This is a genomic window from Pseudomonas syringae group sp. J248-6 (assembly GCF_032586995.1).
In the GTDB taxonomy this organism is placed as follows: Bacteria; Pseudomonadota; Gammaproteobacteria; order Pseudomonadales; family Pseudomonadaceae; genus Aquipseudomonas; species Aquipseudomonas amygdali.
Window position 1 is genome coordinate 163,230 of the sequence record NZ_JAWHOP010000009.1, and the last position, 18,549, is coordinate 181,778.

The window sequence follows — 18,549 nt, forward strand, 5'->3', positions numbered from 1 at the left end:
AAGGCACGCGACGTGAAAATCAAACTCCCCGCGATCAAACCAGCGTTTTCAAGCATCCAGATCTGCCTGTCTGCAGTCCTCATATGCACACCGCTGCTTTCCTTGCATGCGCGAGCAGCCGGCACGGCTTCCGAGCAAGCCAACGTGGAAGTAATGATTCGCCAGCTCAATGCGCTTGAGGCCGTCGCCCAGCGCAGCGCTGACCTGCCCAGTGAATCAGCCCAGCGCTATCACATGGATTACTCCAGGTTAGTCAGCGATATCGCACGCATTCGCCAGGGCCTGCAGGATTATCTGACTCCCTCCCGGGCACAGCCCCGTGACCCAGTCGAGATATCAGGCCAATACAACGTCAGCGGCGATCACACGCGATGACGATGTCCTCTACCCAGATCAGTGCCTTTCAGGCCGCTGCCGGCTTTTCACCGGCCAACAGCAACACGCTGTGGACCGGCCTTGCTATGGGCATCCTCATTCTGTGGGGCGTCTGGGTGTTTACAAGCATTTATCGCGGTTGGGCGACAAGAAATCTTGCAGCTCCGGCGGCTGCAGTAGCAGCTACTCGCTGGGCGGTGCTGTTCATGATTATGACATTCATGCTGTTGAGTTGATTTTTCCAAGGAGACAAAGATGATGCTGTATCGATTATTTTCCCAGGCAGTTGCCTTTTTTCAGTCCCGCCGCTTGATCGTCCTGATGGCGGTAAGCCCAGGTAGTGCTTTTGCAGTGCTACCAGCCGCGCAGGCCCCAACGCGCGGGACGGGCACCAGCTTCGCACAGACGATGCAAAACTACGCGTTTGATGGCTTCACACTACTGGGGTTGTGTCTCTGCGCTTACGGCATCGTGATGGTCGGACGCCATGCGCTGGGCGTCTACCACGAAATCCACATGGGCAAAGCCAAATGGGCTGACTTGGGCAGCACTGCCGTAGTCGGTGTGGGCTTGATTGGCGTCACGATCTACCTGGTCACTACAGCTACCAACATCCTTTGAGTCGCAGAGGCTTCCATGACTGAGCTCCAGCAAGATCAGCATGAAGACGGCACCCTGCGTTTTCTGCCAAGTCGATTGAACAATCAGCCAGTGGTGATTGGCGGTCTTACGGCGGACGAGATGTGGGTCACTGTATTCGGCTGCAGCGGCGTAGGCTTTGTGATTGGTCTGCCGCTGGCCTTCATCATCACACCATCAATGCCCGTGGTGTGCGCCCTGATAGGAGGAGTAATGGGACTACTCATCGCATCTCGGGTTTTGCGACGCCTCAAACGCGGTAGACCTGAGACATGGGTCTACCGCAGGTTGCAGCTGCAGACGGCAATGCTCGGTCCGACCTCATTCAACAAAGCCAACCTGGTCCTTCGATCAGGCAACTGGACTTGCCGCCGGAGCGAGCAACAATGAGTCGTTTCTTGAAGTTGGCCGACTCCCAACGTGCCCACATCAATAGCTTGAGGATAGCGATAGTCTTGATCGCGCTGGTGGCAGCAGGCCTTGGTTTTGGATGGTGGAGTTCGCCGAAGCAATTGACCGTTCACGTTCCGCCAGATCTGCGGTCTGGAAGCACGCGAATGTGGTGGGATGTCCCTCCCCAATCGGTATACACATTCGGCCTGTACATCTTTCAGCAAATGAACCGGTGGCCGGTCGACGGCGAGCTGGATTATCAGGCAAATATCACCCGCCTGGATGCTTACATCACGCCATCTTGTAAGCATTACCTTCAGAGCGATTTTGAACTGCGCAGGTCTAGCGGTGAGCTACGCAAGCGCGTCCGAGGCGTGTATGAAATTCCAGGTCGAGGCTATGGAGATTCGCCAGAAACCAGGACGGTGACCAACTCTATCGATGATTGGACTGTCACGCTCGATATCACTGCAGACGAGTATTACGGCGGGCAGTTGGTCAAGCGTGCCCTCGCGAGATATCCGCTCCACGTTGTACGCATGGACGTCGACCCCGAAACCAATCCCTTCGGTTTGGCATGGGACTGCTACAACGGCGCACCACAACGCATCGAGGGCAATGTGGAAGCTCCCGCAACTCCGTCGAAAGGAGTCTTCAAATGAGTGTATTGCGGGTAATCACATGCTCGACATTACTGGCGGTGCTGGCTGGCAACGCCCAAGTCGCCTCGGCAGTCGAGATTCTCCGCTGGGAGCGGTTGCCGCTGGCCATTCCTCTGCGCATCAATCAGGAACGCATCGTCTTCGTTGATCAAAATGTTCGTGTTGGACTCCCGCGCTCGCTGACTGAAAAGCTGCGGGTGCAGAGTACGGGCGGTGCGATTTACCTGTTTGCGAAGGAAGCGATAGAGCCCACTCGACTCCAGCTGCAGAACGCCAAGACCGGTGAAATCATTCTGGTCGACATCGCTGCTACAGAGGCATCTGCGGATCAAACGCCGCTGGAGCCGGTGAAGATCGTCGAAGGTGAAACATCATCCGCACGGTATGGAGGGGCTGCTACAGCACGCTCAGCCAAGGCCACTGCTAAGAGCACGGAATCAACCAGCCGTTCAAGCGATGAAAACGATGAACCAGAGGAAGTAGTCAAGCGAGAAACGCCCGTCCCAGTCGTCCTCACCCGCTATGCAGCCCAGATGCTTTATGCGCCGTTGCGCACCGTCGAGCCTGTAGACGGCATCGCACAGGTGAAGGTTGAGCGCAGCCTTGATCTGGCCACCCTGCTTCCCACTCTACCGGTGAAGTCCACCCCCTTAGGCGCATGGCGTCTGGATGATTTTTGGGTGACTGCCGTGAAGCTGCAGAATCAGACGGCGCAGCGCATCACGCTTGACCCTCGCGAGCTCATGGGCGAATTCGTCACAGCAGCGTTCCAACATCCTTATCTTGGATCACGCGGCGATGCCAGTGACACCACGACCTTGTACCTTGTCACGCGGGGACACGGGCTGACACAGGCGGCCGTATTCTCGGCGACCCAAGCAGATCCGCGTGCAGCGCAGGGAGCGAAGCATGAAAGGTAATCCGCTGCTCAAGTACCTGGTGATCCCATTCCTCCTGTTAGTGATTTTCGTCGGCATCAAGTCACTGGGAAGTGCTCCCGCACCTAATACCGAAACCCCTGCTCCAAAACTGACGGCTGAGCAAGCCAAAGCCCTTGGTGTAGAAGGCGATACGCCGAGCGACACGCTGCGCACGGTCGTCGCTGAAGGACGCGAGCTCAAGCAACAGGTCACAGACGTCCTTGCGCAGAACGCTGCCTACAAGCAGGACAACGAGACGCTCAAACAGCGACTGGCAAACATTGACCAGACCGTCGACCAGCGCCTTAAAAACGCCCAGGAGCAGTTCAAGCTGGATAGTCAGCAGCAACAGCAGAGCGTGCTGGAGGGCTTGCGCAAACAGATGGATGAACTGACCCGAATGGGACAAAACAATAATTCCAATTCGGATCTACCGATTGGCTTGGGTGTTCAGCCTGGTGATGGCCAACAGTTCAAATCGGAGACAAACGGTTCAGACATCGTTTGGATTGATCCACAGGACGCGACGGCCTTGGACAGCAACGGTAAACCGATCACAGCCGGCAATAGCGTCCCCGCGAGCGCCTACAGCTTTCCTACAGCCTTCGGCGAGTCTGTAGACCGAGGACAGAAAGCGCTCACGACAGGCGCTCAGTCTGTCCGCGATGACATGGGTGGCCAGCAACAGGAGCGTAAGAAGGTAAGACGTGCCTACACCCTCCCTCAAAACTCGACGTTGATGGGCTCGGTAGCCATGTCCGCTTTGATCGGCCGGGTTCCTGTTGATGGGACGGTTAATGACCCCTACCCGTTCAAGGTGCTGATCGGTCCGGACAACCTGACTGCCAATGGCATCGACCTTCCTGACGTAGCTGGTGCGGTGGCCAGCGGTACAGCGTCCGGCGACTGGACCCTCTCATGCGTGCGGGGGCAGATCAAAAGTCTGACCTTCGTGTTTACCGACGGCACTGTCCGCACGTTGCCAGCACCGGTTCAGGGTGGCAATCAACAGAATAACAACCAGAACAACTCTGGAGACCAACAACCCATCCAGGGTGGTCTTGGCTGGATCAGTGATCCATATGGCATTCCATGTATTGCGGGCGAGCGACGCAGCAATGCGCAGCAGTACATCGGTTCACAAGCCCTCATCACCGCAGCAGGCGCTGGAGCAGCATCGTTGATCAAGACCGAGGGAAGCACCTCCTCATACGTCTCGAACGCTTCTGGGACGCTTGGTAGCACCGGTTTGTCTGGCAACGAGGCGATGGGGAAGATCCTGACCCAAGGAGTCACGGACGTTTCGAGCTGGGTTAACAAACTCTACGGACAAGCGTTCGCGGCCATTTATGTTCTGCCTGGTGCGCAAGTCTCACTGCACATCGATCAAGAGCTGGAAATTGACTACGAACTCAAAGGCCGCAAGGTCAAGTACGCCTCAGGAGCGAACCATGCCAATGCCAACCTGGACTGATCACTTGGGGTCAGCGCGCAGCGCGCTGTTGTATTGCGTTCTTACCGCGGGCTTGCTGGCTGGATGCTCGACAAACAAAGAGCAAATGCTGCCGCATGGTCAAAACACCATGATGGACGTCTGGAACCAAGGCACGACCGGTTCAGCCGGGAGCGCTAGTGGGCGGCAGTTGCTCGATGCGCGCTCGGAGTTGCGCCGTCCAATCGATGTACGCGCTACCCAGCCCTTGCAGGACAGCGCGGCCTACACCCGTACCGCTCAAAACGAGATCTACAGCCAGTTCAAGCGACTGCCCAATCCGGATCTGGTCATGTACGTGTTTCCACACCTTGCGGGATCCGATCCAGCACCAGTCCCTGGCTACACCACTGTTTTCCCTCTCTATCAGCGTGTGCAGTACGCCATGCCTGGCGAGCGGGTTGAGGACTACTGATGACTCTTTTTCAACGGCTCAAAAGCCGCGCATCCCTCAATTCAGCTACGCAGACGGATATAGCGGGCTCCCCTCTGCTGAGCGAGCCTTCAGCGGTCGAATTTGAACAGCCTGATGATGATCTGGTTGAGGATTTGAAAGCTTCAGATCAAAACGATGTGGATGCTGCCCTGGAGCGTTACCTGAAGCGACTGGAGGATCAGGGCATACCTGCGCCAGGCGATTGGAGAAACCCAAAGCAGAAGCCTGCCACAGTTGGCGACGTCGCCGCGCTGTACGACGTCAAGCCGAGCTTTGTCGACCTCCTTCCATGGATTGAGTACCTGCCTGCTGAGCAAGCGATGCTGCTTGAGGATGGAAAATCCTTGGCAGCATTCTTCGAACTGACTCCGATCGGCACTGAAGGCCGGGATCCCGAATGGCTTCGCAAGGTGCGCGATGCCTTGGAGAACGCTCTGCAAAACAGTTTTGACGAGCTCGATACCTCACCTTGGGTTGTGCAGTTCTACGCGAAGGACGAAACCAGCTGGGATGACTACCTCCGGAACCTGCGGGAATACATCCGACCACAGGCTAAAGGCAGCCCTTTCTCGGAGCTGTACCTGGATCTGTTCAAGCATCACCTCGATGCAATCGCCAAACCTGGTGGTCTTTTTGAAGACACCACAGTTTCCAAATTGCCCTGGCGTGGCCAGCAACGCCGCGTGCGGGTAGTCGTATATCGCCGGGTAGTCGGAGATGCAGCTTTCCGTGGCCAAACCCCAGCCATGCACCTGGATAACATCTGTCAGCGCTTCACAGGAGGCCTGGCCAACGCCGGCATTAAAAGCAAACGGATGGACGGTTACGATATTCGACACTGGCTCCTGCAGTGGTTCAACCCTCACCCCGATCACCTGGGAACGACGCTCAAAGACTTTGATCGCTTCTTTCAACTGGTGAACAAACGCACAGAGGATGCCGGCGAGGATCTCCCACTGGTCACTGGCGACGACTTCGCGCAGGGACTCTTTTATCGAGAGCCAAAATCCGACAGTCAAAAAGGCTTGTGGTACTTCGATGGCCAGCCTCACAAAGTCATCATGCTGGATCGGCTGCGCGAAGCCCCGAAGACCGGCCACCTGACTGGCGAAACACGTAAAGGCGGTGATGCCTTGCATGCCCTGTTCGACAAGTTGCCTGAGGACACTGTGCTGGCCATCACCCTGGTCATCACCCCTCAGGACGTGCTTGAGGCTCATCTTGAAAAGCTGGCACGCAAGTCGGTGGGTGACAACCAAGCTTCACTACTGACCCGCGAAGCGGTAAACGATGCCAGGAAACTGATCGGTCGTGAACACAAGCTGTACCGAGGCAGCATCGCCTTTTACCTCAAAGGAAATGACGAAGCACAGCTCACCGCGCGCAGCATGCAGTTGACCAACGCATTGCTGGGTGCCGGTATGGAACCCGTAGCAACTGACGACGAGGTGGCCCCGCTCAACAGCTACCTACGCTGGCTACCCGGGAACTTCGACGTCAATCAAAAGCGAGCCATGGACTGGTACGTGCAGATGATGCTCGCCCAGCATGTTGCAAACCTGTGCCCTGTGTGGGGTCGCTCCAGTGGTACTGGGCATCCTGGCATCACGCTATTCAACCGTGGTGGGGCTCCACTGACATTTGATCCATTGAACAAGCTGGATCGTCAGATGAATGCCCACATGTTTCTGTTCGGCCCCACAGGGGCAGGTAAGTCTGCCACGTTGAATAACCTGCTCAACCAGCTCATTGCGGTTTACGCTCCCCGCCTGTTCATCGTCGAGGCGGGTAACAGTTTCGGCCTCTTAGGGGATTTCGCGAAAAAGCTTGGGTTGACGGTCAACAGGATCAAGCTGGCCCCGAACTCGGGCGTTAGCCTGGCTCCGTTCGCCGACGCTATTCGCTTGGTAAACACCCCGAGCCAGGTCAAGACCTTGGACGCTGATGACCTAGAAAGCTCTGACGAGGACATGAATGCCAAGCCCGATGAAGACGATGATGAACGGGATGTCCTCGGCGAGATGGAAATCGTAGCCCGTTTGATGATCACCGGCGGTGAGGAAAAAGAGGAAGCTCGGCTGACCCGGGCTGACCGCAGCGTAATCCGACAGTGCATCCTTGCTGCGGCCAGAATTTGCTCCGACGCCGATCGCACCGTCCTGACGGAAGATGTCCGCAATGCGTTGCGCGCGGCCGGGGAAGACACCTCGATTCCGGAGGGCAGACGCAATCGGATGCTTGAAATGGCCGAAGCCATGGACATGTTTTGCATGGGCGCCGACGGGGAGATGTTCAACCGTACTGGTACGCCTTGGCCTGAGGCAGATCTGACCATCGTCGACTTGGCCACCTATGCACGTGAGGGCTACAACGCCCAGTTGTCGATCGCTTATATCTCGCTGATCAACACCGTGAACAACATAGCGGAGCGTGATCAGTACAAGGGCCGTCCTCTGGTCAACGTGACAGACGAAGGCCACATCATTACCAAAAACCCCCTCCTCGCCCCTTACATTATGAAGATCACCAAAATGTGGCGAAAGCTCGGGGCCTGGTTCTGGCTGGCAACACAGAACATGGATGATTTTCCTCCCTCAACTGCACCAATGCTCAACATGATCGAGTGGTGGATCTGCTTGAACATGCCGCCTGACGAAGTGGAAAAGATCTCCCGTTTCCGTGAGCTAACACCTGCCCAGAAGGGCTTGATGCTGTCAGCACGCAAAGAAAGCGGTAAGTACACCGAAGGCGTGGTTCTTTCGAAATCGATGGAAGTCCTGTTTCGCGCTGTTCCGCCGAGCCTGTACCTGGCATTGGCCATGACCGAGCCGGAAGAGAAAAAACAGCGCTACGACCTGATGCAGTCCATGGGTGTCGACGAGTTGGGAGCTGCCTTGGAAGTAGCTGCAGATCTAGACCGGAAAAGAGGTATTGAACCCCTGAACATTACATTCCCAACACCCCGTGCATTGGAGAACCTGGCATGAGAGCCATGGATGCCCTGACTCAAAATCTGATCGACAGTCTTACCCAAATACTTCAGTGCCCGCAGGAAGACTCCCTGCTCGCATTGAAGGTCTGCGCGCCGGTACTGATCGAGCACCTACAAGTCGTCAAACATGTAGCAGTAGATCGCAGGGAGATTCAGTCCCAACTGCACAAAGCACTGGATCAGTGGCTTGAGCATCACCCTCAGCCTGAAAGCGCCCAGAAAGCTCTTCTGACGCTGCTGGATCAGGAGCTGCTGGCAAAACAGCTTCTCGACAAAGAGGCCTCCGCATGAAGAAGCGACCGTCGCGCCGGCAATTCCTCTACTGCATCGGTGCGGTCGCCTTGGCTTTCTCACCTTTTCTGCTGACCAAGGTGATGCAGAATAAGCCTGGCGTCACAGGTGACCCCGTGGCGCAGGCAGCCGATCAGAGGAGACATAGTGGCGGATGGGTTTACGGGAGCCGTGGCGCCCGTTTCACCATCGTCGAATATGCAGATCTGGAATGCCCTTACTGCAAGGATTACTTCCCACACCTCAAAGCCTGGGTTGATCAGCATCCAGACGTCAATCTTCAATGGCACCATCTGCCCCTACCGATGCATGAGCCTGCAGCGAGCTATGAGGCTCGGTGGGCTGAGTGCGCGGGGATTGAGAGAGGCAATGGGGCTTTTTGGCTCGCAGTCGAGCTCATTTATCAGCGTACTCGGTCGAACGGTGCTGGAACCGTTGGCAATCCGCAGATCCCTGGGCTTGAAGATCGACAGCGCTTCATTGATAACTGCGCTGCGAGTAACCCGTCTGTGCAGCAGGCCGTCATTAGCCAGGCTCACAAGGCGAGCCAGGACGGCATCACAGCCACCCCTACGCTGGTCATTAAGGACAACCAATCTGGTCGCTCGATCAAGCTGCAGGGAGCACCTGACGGTGACGTGCTGCTCTCCGCAATGGACTGGCTGGCCAGCGCGAGGGATAGATAAATGAATCCAGCCTTTGAACAAGCTCTGCAAGCGCGCTTGCTTTGGCTCCAGGTCCGTAGCTATGGCTCACTTGGCTTTCATCAGATGGCGAGGGATGCTGCCCACAAGGCGTACTGGCTCGTCGAAGAGCTTGCTATGACGCAAGCGCGCTGCGAGATTCCGTTCGCGACGTACGCATATCCATACGGTGCAAAATGTCCCATCATTCTCAGCGACGTTCCCAGACTCGCGGACCTCTATGAGCAGGCTTGGAGCCACGAAGCAGGGGTTATTGAGGAGGAGCGCGAAGAGGCTGCAGAACAACTCAGAAGGGAGCAGTCGAAGGCCTATGCCATCAAGTGTATCGAGCGTAACGACTGGAAAGCGCTGGACCTTCCATCGCCCGAACACCTATCAGAGGAGTTGTACGCAGGTAGACCGATGCGAGTCGATGGCCACTTCCTGGACTATGAGGACGGTATTGTATGGATGGACAATCCATATGGCGTCGAGGGGTGCTTAGGGGAGGAGCCAACAATTCACCTATGTCGCCAGTTCCTCACCAAGATTGCGAAGGGTGGCATGTACGGTCCAGAGCCTTAGCAAATTCGTAACCGTCCGGGCAACTCATCTAGCGTAGCTGGCTCTATTGTTTTACGAGATTGCGCAACGATGAAGCTCAGCCCTCAATGTCGATCAGGGACTGCCGGGCATCATCACCCCAGTCAGACCCGATCAAAGCACTTTCTCGTGCTATCAACAATTGAAACGCTTGAGATTCCTTTCAAGCGTTGCTGGATAACTTAAACTTGCCGACTACGCTGCGAAGTTCATTAGCGAGCAATGAAAGCTCGTCAGCCGTTACGGCGTTGTCCTCTACGCCTTCCATGACGATTAAGCTGCTGTTTCGAATGCCGATGACGTTGCGATTGATATCCTCTGAGACCGAATGTTGCTGCACCGCCGCACTTGCAATCTGAGTGTTCATGCCCACAATTCCGTCTACTGCTTCATTGATCTGGTTCAGGCTGCCAGACGCTTGGCTCGCTGCCTGAATGCATTCCCTAGCTCGGGTTTGCCCAGCTTTCATCTGTTGAACAGCGGCATCAGTAGCGCCTTGCAACTGTTGGATGATCCGTCGAATTTCTTCTGTGGAGTTTTGTGTGCGCGAGGCCAGAGTCCGCACTTCGTCAGCCACGACCGCGAAACCACGGCCTTGCTCGCCAGCTCGCGCCGCCTCGATGGCCGCGTTAAGGGCCAGCAGGTTAGTCTGATCCGCGATGGTACTGATGACCTCGATGACACCACCGATTTCTTTGCTGTGTGTCGCTAACGCTTCGACTTTGCTTGCACTGAGCTCCACTTCGTTGGCCAACGCCTCAATAGCGGCACTTGTTTCAATCATAACTTTCAAGCCGTCGTTAGACGCACTGCTTGCAGATTCAGCGGCACGTGCTGCGCCCTCGGTATTCTGGGCCACGTCGGCAACGCTCGCGGTCATTTCGTTGATGGCAGTAGCAACCTGCTCGGTTTCAGCCTGTTGTGAGTTCATTGAGGCTTTGGCTTGGCCTATGGAGATCTCTAGTCGCTTTGCCGCATCTGAGACTGAATGCGAGCTACGCTCCACCTGGCTCAGTGAGCCAGAGAAGGCCGTTACCATGCGGTTAAGTCCCTCGCCTACATCACCGATTTCATCGTGGCTGTTGATTCGGACGCGCGCGCTCAGATCGCCTTGAGCAATACGTGCCGTCACAGCTAGGAGCTCATCAACCCCAATCCGCAGAGCCTTGTAGATGCCGACGAACGCATAGAGCAGCAGTATCGCAATGGCGATAAATAGCTCAGTGCCGAAAGTACGCTCATTACTCAGTGTATTCAGACGCTCATCAATTCGAATTCGCAGCGATTCCTGGATCTGATCCTGAGCTTTGTAAAACTGAGCAACGACGGCGTTTCCACGCTCGCCCAAGGTGTTGGCATTCACGTTTGAGCGCTTGCTCGGATCAAGGTAGTCCACCAGGTCTTTACGCAGATTTTCCAGGTCGGTAATGGCTGTTGTTACAGACGGCTGAACTACACCAGATAATTTCGGCTCTTCTCGGCGAAGCAGGGAAAGGCTCTGCTGCAACTCTTGACGCATTAGCAGCTCCTGTTTCAACAAAGTCTGGGCAAAAATACGAGTGGTGTCGTCCAGAGGACGGTCAGCGCTAAAACCGCTGGCCAGACCGCGAATCTGTCCGACCAGATTTATTTGCCGAGGCAGACGTATAGAGCTTAGATCGATGAGGTACAACGAACCTGCTTCTTCGTCCAAAATCATGCCGGAAGTGGCCGTAATGTAGTAAACGAAATTCATTAGGTCGGTTAACTGGTCGTTCCACGCGGAAAAGATCACCAAAGGTGCTTCGCCTGCTTTGGCGCGTTCAACCAGCTGCACACTAGCGGTACGCAACGTCTGAACTCGGTCTGTCGTTGCCAGTTGGGTGCTAAATTTTGCGTCCTGCGCAGCAAGAGTCGCATAGGCATCGTTAAGCTTTTCAGCATTGCGTGCTGCATTGGCTACTGCGTTGGTGTCACCGCTGAGCATGCCGTGTGTCAGCGCCCTCTGAATCATGGTTAGACGCAGGATAGGGGTGACGTCCAACAAGTATTGTTGACCCACCTGTTCATGCTTGATGCCCGTGATGCTCGTGTTCAGTGAAAGCATCACCCGGGTGCCTAGCAGGAGCAGAGGAATCAGGACAATAAATCCCAAAATTGCGAATTTCATGGGGAATCGAACACGGTTGGTAACGAACAGGGCAGGCGCTAATAAATTCATCGGGTTCTCGATCACTCAAGGTCTGTGAGTGCTTTCTTAGGCGTTAAAAAGTGCCCATCTCTCATTTATGGTTATGAGGTAATGAAAGCATTCCAAGAGATCTTCCTCAAAAGCCGCTTACTCTCCTTTGTTACAGGATCGAATTGCCGCGCTTCTCTTGGTACGAAAACTATCGGCTGCACCGGGCGAAGCTGTAGGGAGGAATGCATGGATAACCAGCATAAAGGCTAAGTAGACCGGTAATGGCACCAGTTGGAGGTGCGTCCGGGCATCCCGTCTTGCGCAACTAAACCGGTCGCCACCTATGCGGTAGTAGCTCCGCAATCTCACTTGCCCGCTGCGTCGGCAGGCGCGTGAGGACGTCCTTCAAATAAGCATACGGATCATGGCCGTTGAGTCGCGCCGATTGGATCAAACTCATGATCGCCGCTGCACGTTTACCGCTGCGTAACGATCCCGCGAACAGCCAGTTCGAACGCCCAAGAGCCCACGGCCGGATTTGATTCTCGCACCAGTTATTATCGATCGGCACGGCACCGTCATCGAGATAGCGCGTCAGCGCTATCCAGCGTTTGAGACTGTAATCCAGCGCCTTGGCGATGGCCGAACCCTCAGGCACAAGCTGTCTTTGGGCGATCATCCAGGTATGAAGTGCGTCGGCGATTGGCGCTGCTTTTTCCTGCCGTATTCGCTGCCGATCACCCGGCTCCAGCTCTCGGACTTCTCGTTCAGCTTCGTACAAGGCCGCGATGTAGTTCAGCGCTTTTTCGGCGACCTGGCTCTTGTTGGTCACGTGCAAGTCGAAGAACTTCCGGCGGGCATGGGCCATGCAGCCGATCTCCGTAACGCCCAGTTCAAAGCCTGCCTTGTAGCCGGCAAAGTCATCGCAGACCAGCTTGCCGTTCCAACTGCCCAAGAAGGCTCGGGCATGTTCGCCAGCGCGGCTCGGGCTGAAGTCGTAAACGACCGCCGCCAGGTTGGAGAACTGACTGGTGGCATAGGCCCAGACGTAAGCGCGATGAGTTTTTTTCGCACCAGGCGTCAGCATTTGTACCGGCGTCTCGTCGGCGTGAACGACGTCGTGCGTCAGCACGGCTTCGCGCAGCGCATCAACCAGCGGCTGTAATTGCACGCCGCAGTTGCCCACCCACTGCGCCAAGGTCGAACGGGCGATGGGCAGCCCGGCGCGGCCGAAGATTTTCTCTTGGCGATACAGCGGCAGATGGTCGGCAAACTTGGCCACCATGATGTGGGCCAGCAGGCCTGCGGTCGGGACGCCTTTGTCGATGACGTGCGCCGGTACCGGCGCCTGGATCAGTGTTTCGCACTGTTCGCAGGCCCACTTTCCACGGATGTGGCGTTCGACTGTGAACACGCCGGGCGTGTAGTCGAGCTTTTCGCTGGCGTCTTCGCCGATGCGCTTGAGTGCGCAGCCGCACTGGCAGTGGCTGTTGTCCGGTTCGTGATGGATCAGTGTGCGAGGAAACTGCGGTGGCAGCGGTGCGCGCTTGGGTTGCTGGCGCACTTTGGCTTCGACAGGTGCCGGTTGCAGCGCCTCAAACTCGACTTCGATAGCGGCGATATCCGTATCGATCAAGTCGTCGAGCAGGCTGGCTTGATCCGGGCTCAACTGCTCGCTGCGCTTGGCAAACTTGAAGCGTTTGAGCAGCGCGATCTCGTGGGCCAGCTTCTCGTTGACCGATTTGTGATGAGTGATTTGCTTGTCCATCGTCTCGACGCGCTGGATCAACTGCGCCGCCAAGGCACGCAGTTCTTCAGGGTTTAATTGATCGAGATTCGGATGCGAAGTCATGCCGCCGATTTTGCCAGAGAGGGCTAGTGGCGGCGATAGACTGATGGGCCAATTGCGCTGGCAAGCAGGCCATGGCAGGCGAATTAGAGCACCGTGATGGCTGCTCCGGAACCGACGCGTTGCCAAGGCAAGCCGAGCACCAAGGCTTGAAGTTGCTCTGCATCCAACTCGACTTCAGAGCCGTGCCGCACGCCCGGCCAAAAAAAACGTCCTTGATTCAAGCGCCGGGCAGCAAGCCAAATCCCCAAGCCATCATGCACCAGCACTTTCATGCGATTGGCACGACGGTTGGCAAACAGATAAGCACAGTGCGGCTTCGCCGCACCGAACACCGCCACGACCCGCGCCAGCGCAGTTTCAGTGCCTGCGCGCATGTCCATGGGCTCGGTGGCAAGCCAGATGGAGTCGATGCGGATCATCGCAGCAGGTCTCGCAGGAAAGCAGAACACGCCGCTGCATTTTCTGCCGGCCAACTCACCACGACTACGCCTTTTGAATGCGGCACTTCGATTCGGATCGTGGCAGGAAGGGCCTGATGCATCGGCACCGGCGGCGATGTCTTGACCGGGATGAAGGCGGTTTGAAGTGTCAGGTTTTTCTGTGCATGCACCCGAATCCATTTATGGACGAGGTTTGCATTGAGGTTGTGGGTCAAGGCGACATTGGCAATTGAAGTGTCAGGTTGGGCGCACTCAGCAATGACCTGGGCCTTGAAGGACTTGGAATAGGAACGGCGTTCTTGTGGCATGGGCGTCCGCTTAAAAAGGCTAAAAATGGTGTCCACCTATATTTGGGTGGACACCATCGCCTCAAGCGACGGTGTCAGGAAGGTGTGTTGCCCGGACGGTTACGCAAATTCGCCAATGGCTAGCCGCCAACCTTTCACTCCCTGCTAGGTGTTAATAGGGGCGCTAAAAGAGTTCGGAAAAAATCGTACGCTAAGCATGCGACTTGTCAGGTTTTCCGGCCCAACAAGTTGACATACTGGTGAACTTGCTCCCGTCGCCGCGCCGCGCAGGATGCTGCGACTAGGGTCATGCCGACGTCGGCCGGTCATCCCGGGATCTACCTGTTTGTCACCTTAGCAACGTAGGTCCTCTAAGGAGCTATAGGTGTGCAGCTGAGCTAGTTCGCGGATCGCCCCGCTGGCAAACTGCATTGGGACCGGAAAGCTGAAGACAACTACGCTTTCCACTGTAAAATCTCCTGCGATACCAACAAAGGCACCCACTCGGCCCTGATATTCCCGCAGTACACGCACTCGGTCCAAGTGCTTTCTGAGCAGATCACGCTTGCCGTTTACTTCTACGTTGCGAAAATCGCTTAGCTGTTCGGCAATTTCCCCGTAGGTCTTACGAAACTGCAGGTCCTTGCACTCGATGATGAGGACCCGCTTTTGCTCCGGGCTCCAGGCAAGGACATCAACATCTCCATAGTCACGGTCCAGGCTTTGCTTCAAGATCTTGGTAAGCTTAAGTTCGGCTGCTGTCTGCCAGCCTAGTTCCGTCAGTCGAGCCAGCACCTTCGCATTGAAGGCCATACCATCTCTATTACGCGCATAGCCTGCGTAGCGTTTCATCGCGTTCCCCAAATGCCGGTCTGGGTAGCTGCCACTGTAGTAGCTCTGCACCGTCGCGGCGAACCCTTCACGCACCAGGCCGGGTGCAAGGATCAACATAGGGTCATCCTCAAGGTCGAGTTGGAAGATCGGTCGACGTAATGCGCTTAGCCGCCGACGGAAGCGCCAAGGATCGATATCCTTTTGGTCATACCCATGCGGTACATCGGCCCATGCTTGGCGGGGAACCAGCACGAAGTGCTCGAGTATCATTAGTCCCGTCTCGATCGAGTCCGCCATGGTCAATACCTGCGAGCGACGTATAGCGAGCACTGCCTGTTGCTGGTCGATCCCATAATCCTCGAGGGCATCCAAGAATCGCCGGTAAGCATCCAGGTCAACGCCAAATTCCTCCAGCCAGGCTTGGTTAAACTGACTGTCGACGTCCTGTTGCACGCTTGCCGCGACCTTTGGCTGTTGTAGGTTCTTGTCATAGCGTCGCACCGATGCCTGGTAGCGATAGGCGCTGGTTGCCGAGCCGTAACCTTCCATCACCGTGTCGATAAAATCCTGTTGCACATGAACATCGCCGAGCGGCCGGATGATGACAATCGGCTTCATCAGGTCCCAGCGGATTAAATCCGACCAGCCTCCAATGTGGTAAAGCCGCGACGCCTTAGCCAGCAATTTTGCCAAGTCCAATTTGCCTAGTGGTTTGCACGTGCCCAGAGGCGATTCGCACAGCGCCATTTCCAGCAGGTTTCGGCTTGGCTGGAAGACGGCATTGAGCCTGTACTCATGATCGCGCATAGCACTCAACGCCCCCGTCTGGTTCTGGCGCAAGGCCAGGACTGCTGCGGCTGTACGGTGCCAGCGATCCCGCGAAACACCCGCCACCTCATGATTTTCTAGCACTGCGCGGACCACGCTCTCCCTGTCGAAGCGTCGTAATTGCTCACAAAGATCTCGCTGCAGATGCCCGACTAACCGCCCAAAGTAGGCAAGGCACTCCGCCTTGCCTGTAATCCGCCCGCCGTGCTCGCGCCCGCGCACTGCCCAGCCCATGCCCAAGCAGTCCGCGGCGTCGTCCAGCCGAGTAATAGTGATCAGGGAACGACTTACTAGTTCGGTAATTGAGTCGCGATAGCTACGCACCGGAAATACATGGGCGTGCCGCGCCTGAGTGTTTGGCACGATCTGTGCGACAAGTGACTCGACCAGTCCAGACGCCGCCCCGGCAAGGGTGACCACGCCTTCCACGAAACCCCGGACCAATGCGCGCTCGGCTATGTTATCGGGATGATAGATAGCCTGATCGAGGCCTTTGTCGATTAAGAGCTCGACCGTCCGCAACTGTGGGTCCAGCCGACAGGTGATCGCGTCCCTGGCATCTGCCTCGTTGCCCCACTGGGACAGATCTCCGGCCAGAGGCGGGCATACAAAGACGCACCGCCATAAGATCGGCCCGTGGCCAAGCTGCTCTGCCAGCGCATGTTCCAGCACCGGCGCGCATCGGACCAGCCAGGTGGCCACCATCTTCCAACGATCATAGCTTTCTGTGTCCGGTCCTCCGATTGGAGACGCTAACTCACTCCACCAGCAGCGCTTGTTAGTCAAAAACGCCCCTTTAGGCCGCCCTGGCGCATTGACGCTTCCGTACAGCGGTTGAAGGTCATCCTCCTCGAAGTAGCTAGCCTCCTCTTTTCGAATCATAAACCAGGAGCCATCCACGTATTCCCGAGCGTGTTCGTCTGTGGCAAGAAGCGCCCGATTACGAAGATCCAGAAGGCCGTTTTGTGTGATAGATACCACAAGGCTGGTTCCACTAGCCTCGACCGGGATATCAGCATGCGGAATCATGTGGCCATTGAGCGCATCCGTCCACGCGTACATATTTAGGAGTCCGTTGGCGTTCTGCAGCCAGACGTTGCTGCCTTGCAGACGCATCTCCGATTCCCACAACCGCCATAGGTCCAGTGTCTTAAAACCATTAATATGGCTCAGCGTACAAAGATCGTGGATGGCGATCGCCTCGATCTTCCAGTCCGCTCGTGGCGGTGCGACGAACGACATGCCCATCCCACGCCCGACCCCACAGCAAACTAGCAAAGTGATGCCGCTTTCAAACCCCGCACTCTCGCTCGCCCGTTGCTGGGCTTGCTCCACGATCCGAGAAACATCGGGCGCGACTAACTCGGTCATCTTGTCAACGCCGGCGAAACCGCCATCGGCAAAATCCTGCAGGCTATCTAGCACAAACACCATGTTGAGCCAGCGGCCAGCGTCCACCATACGAGTCAGGTGCGCCAAAGGCGCTGCCTGTTCATTCGTGAACGACAGCGGCTGCCTAGAGGTCAACGGCACCGCATCATGTAGTAACTGGACGTATTCGATGGCCAGGTTGTATCGCAGTGATGCGCGCAAATAAGAAACGCTAAAGCTGCGCAGACACCACCAACGGATGGCTAGAGATACTGCGGTCGGCAACACCAGATACAGGGTATCGCCGACCATTGCCAATGGGCGACGCTCCAAATCAGTATTGCCGAATGATTGTCCGCTCAGCCCCTGCCTGAGCTGGGGAGTGAACATGAATGGGCGTAGATCTTCGACATCTACGTCAATTGCCCGCAAGTCTGCGGCAGTAAGTCCGACCCCATTACGTAATTCCGCTGCCTTAGACGCCATTCGCAACGGCAGGCTAGTGAGGCCCATTTCGGTACCGCGCAGATTTCGCCGAAGTCCCGCCCTTGAACAGAGCAGCTCCGACACCTTCAACAATGCGTGCCCTGCATCGGCTATGACTTTGAAGTTCCCTTCGACAGGCATATCGTCAAGTAAATTGACAAAACGTTGCAGATAAAAGCCTGCGCCCTCCCAGATGCCTGGGAGAATTCGGTAGTTACCGCGTCTGGAGCTGATGTTCTGGACCAGTACGTCCTCAGGTGGATCCTCCAGTACACCCACCGCACGACCTGCCACGTGAAAACCGTGCACTATCATTCCTGGAGGCAAAGATCGTTTACCATTGCCCGCCGCGATGGCCATGTGAATCAAAAGCTCGATACGTAGACAGTGTTTTTGGCAATCTGCACGAAGCAGCAGACCACCGAATGCGGCCGCACTTTTCACCGGGCAAAAACCGTCCAGCTTTTTAGGCAGTGGCGAACAAGCTGCCATTAGCGAACCGAGAGATTGTTGGCCGAATCCTTTCGCCATCTCAGCTAGTAATGAGCCATAATCCACTTGGTATGGGCCGAATTCCGGATCCTGCGTGTCCATATTCAATCCTTTGAAGCACCCGTTATAGTTGTGGTTTCGAGCAAACCGCTGGCCAGGGTGGAATTGCACAGCAAGATTCGGATGCACTATGCAAGGCTCGATTGAATAACGCTAGTAGGGAGCATGTGCAGCCTTGCGATAGGTGCTTGGCCAAAGCGGACGCACGCACGCTGCGCATGAAATCCATCGTAGCTTTGGAGAAAAACGCGC

Annotated in this window: 17 protein-coding genes and 1 pseudogene; 12 read left to right on the forward strand and 6 right to left on the reverse strand. The window is 56.2% G+C overall.

Annotated features, from left to right (window positions below; translation table 11 throughout):
- Window positions 1–12: 12 nt before the first annotated feature.
- The 12 genes from RYC17_RS14260 to RYC17_RS14315 are packed head-to-tail and all read left to right on the forward strand — an operon-like array spanning window position 13 to window position 9,468.
- A complete protein-coding gene (locus tag RYC17_RS14260; protein ID WP_316903514.1) occupies window positions 13–375 on the forward strand; it encodes an RAQPRD family integrative conjugative element protein in 363 nt (120 codons plus the stop codon).
- Window positions 372–611, forward strand: a complete 240-nt coding sequence (locus RYC17_RS14265) for a TIGR03758 family integrating conjugative element protein (protein WP_005783177.1) — start codon at window positions 372–374, stop codon at window positions 609–611. The genes RYC17_RS14260 and RYC17_RS14265 overlap by 4 nt, the downstream gene beginning before the upstream one ends.
- Window positions 612–630: 19 nt before the next feature.
- Entirely contained in the window at window positions 631–996 is a 366-nt protein-coding gene (locus RYC17_RS14270) for a TIGR03745 family integrating conjugative element membrane protein (protein ID WP_005747140.1), read from the forward strand.
- A 15-nt stretch (window positions 997–1,011) separates the two neighbouring features.
- Window positions 1,012–1,404, forward strand: a complete 393-nt coding sequence (locus RYC17_RS14275; RefSeq protein ID WP_005783176.1) for a TIGR03750 family conjugal transfer protein — start codon at window positions 1,012–1,014, stop codon at window positions 1,402–1,404.
- Window positions 1,401–2,069 (forward strand): PFL_4703 family integrating conjugative element protein, encoded by a 669-nt coding sequence (locus RYC17_RS14280; protein ID WP_005783175.1) that lies wholly within the window; start codon window positions 1,401–1,403, stop codon window positions 2,067–2,069. Before RYC17_RS14275 ends, RYC17_RS14280 begins: the two co-directional genes overlap by 4 nt.
- The gene (locus tag RYC17_RS14285; protein WP_044292969.1) at window positions 2,066–2,989 is read left to right on the forward strand and encodes a TIGR03749 family integrating conjugative element protein; all 924 of its coding nucleotides are present in this window, start codon (window positions 2,066–2,068) and stop codon (window positions 2,987–2,989) included. The genes RYC17_RS14280 and RYC17_RS14285 overlap by 4 nt, the downstream gene beginning before the upstream one ends.
- On the forward strand, window positions 2,979–4,463 hold the full coding sequence (locus tag RYC17_RS14290; protein WP_316903517.1) for a TIGR03752 family integrating conjugative element protein: 1,485 nt from the start codon (window positions 2,979–2,981) through the stop codon (window positions 4,461–4,463). The genes RYC17_RS14285 and RYC17_RS14290 overlap by 11 nt, the downstream gene beginning before the upstream one ends.
- Window positions 4,441–4,896: a TIGR03751 family conjugal transfer lipoprotein gene (locus RYC17_RS14295; RefSeq protein ID WP_080392430.1), complete on the forward strand. Its 456-nt coding sequence runs from the start codon at window positions 4,441–4,443 to the stop codon at window positions 4,894–4,896. The genes RYC17_RS14290 and RYC17_RS14295 overlap by 23 nt, the downstream gene beginning before the upstream one ends.
- Window positions 4,896–7,904, forward strand: coding sequence for a conjugative transfer ATPase (locus RYC17_RS14300; protein WP_316903520.1), 3,009 nt, complete (start codon window positions 4,896–4,898; stop codon window positions 7,902–7,904). The genes RYC17_RS14295 and RYC17_RS14300 overlap by 1 nt, the downstream gene beginning before the upstream one ends.
- Window positions 7,901–8,200 (forward strand): hypothetical protein, encoded by a 300-nt coding sequence (locus RYC17_RS14305; protein WP_316903522.1) that lies wholly within the window; start codon window positions 7,901–7,903, stop codon window positions 8,198–8,200. Before RYC17_RS14300 ends, RYC17_RS14305 begins: the two co-directional genes overlap by 4 nt.
- A complete protein-coding gene (locus RYC17_RS14310) occupies window positions 8,197–8,886 on the forward strand; it encodes a DsbA family protein (protein WP_316903524.1) in 690 nt (229 codons plus the stop codon). Before RYC17_RS14305 ends, RYC17_RS14310 begins: the two co-directional genes overlap by 4 nt.
- Window positions 8,887–9,468, forward strand: coding sequence for a hypothetical protein (locus RYC17_RS14315; protein ID WP_316903526.1), 582 nt, complete (start codon window positions 8,887–8,889; stop codon window positions 9,466–9,468).
- A gap of 181 nt (window positions 9,469–9,649) precedes the next feature.
- Here RYC17_RS14315 and RYC17_RS26955 read toward each other — a convergent pair whose 3' ends face one another.
- The 6 genes and pseudogenes from RYC17_RS26955 to RYC17_RS14340 form a co-directional block, all read right to left on the reverse strand.
- Complete coding sequence (locus tag RYC17_RS26955; protein ID WP_370661146.1) at window positions 9,650–10,525, reverse strand: methyl-accepting chemotaxis protein; 876 nt, start codon at window positions 10,523–10,525, stop codon at window positions 9,650–9,652.
- A pseudogene (locus RYC17_RS26960) lies at window positions 10,526–11,686 on the reverse strand (HAMP domain-containing protein); the annotation flags it as partial.
- A 286-nt stretch (window positions 11,687–11,972) separates the two neighbouring features.
- A complete protein-coding gene (locus tag RYC17_RS14325) occupies window positions 11,973–13,499 on the reverse strand; it encodes an IS66-like element ISPsy43 family transposase (protein ID WP_122310392.1) in 1,527 nt (508 codons plus the stop codon).
- Between the two features lie 83 nt (window positions 13,500–13,582).
- Window positions 13,583–13,918: an IS66 family insertion sequence element accessory protein TnpB gene (gene tnpB / locus RYC17_RS14330; protein ID WP_004409766.1), complete on the reverse strand. Its 336-nt coding sequence runs from the start codon at window positions 13,916–13,918 to the stop codon at window positions 13,583–13,585.
- Window positions 13,915–14,247, reverse strand: a complete 333-nt coding sequence (gene tnpA, locus RYC17_RS14335) for an IS66-like element accessory protein TnpA (RefSeq protein ID WP_003317539.1) — start codon at window positions 14,245–14,247, stop codon at window positions 13,915–13,917. The genes tnpB and tnpA overlap by 4 nt, the downstream gene beginning before the upstream one ends.
- A gap of 333 nt (window positions 14,248–14,580) precedes the next feature.
- Window positions 14,581–18,339 carry a zinc chelation protein SecC gene (locus RYC17_RS14340; RefSeq protein WP_316903528.1) on the reverse strand — a complete coding sequence of 1,253 codons (3,759 nt, stop codon included), beginning with the start codon at window positions 18,337–18,339 and terminating at the stop codon, window positions 14,581–14,583.
- Between the last annotated feature and the right edge of the window lie 210 nt (window positions 18,340–18,549).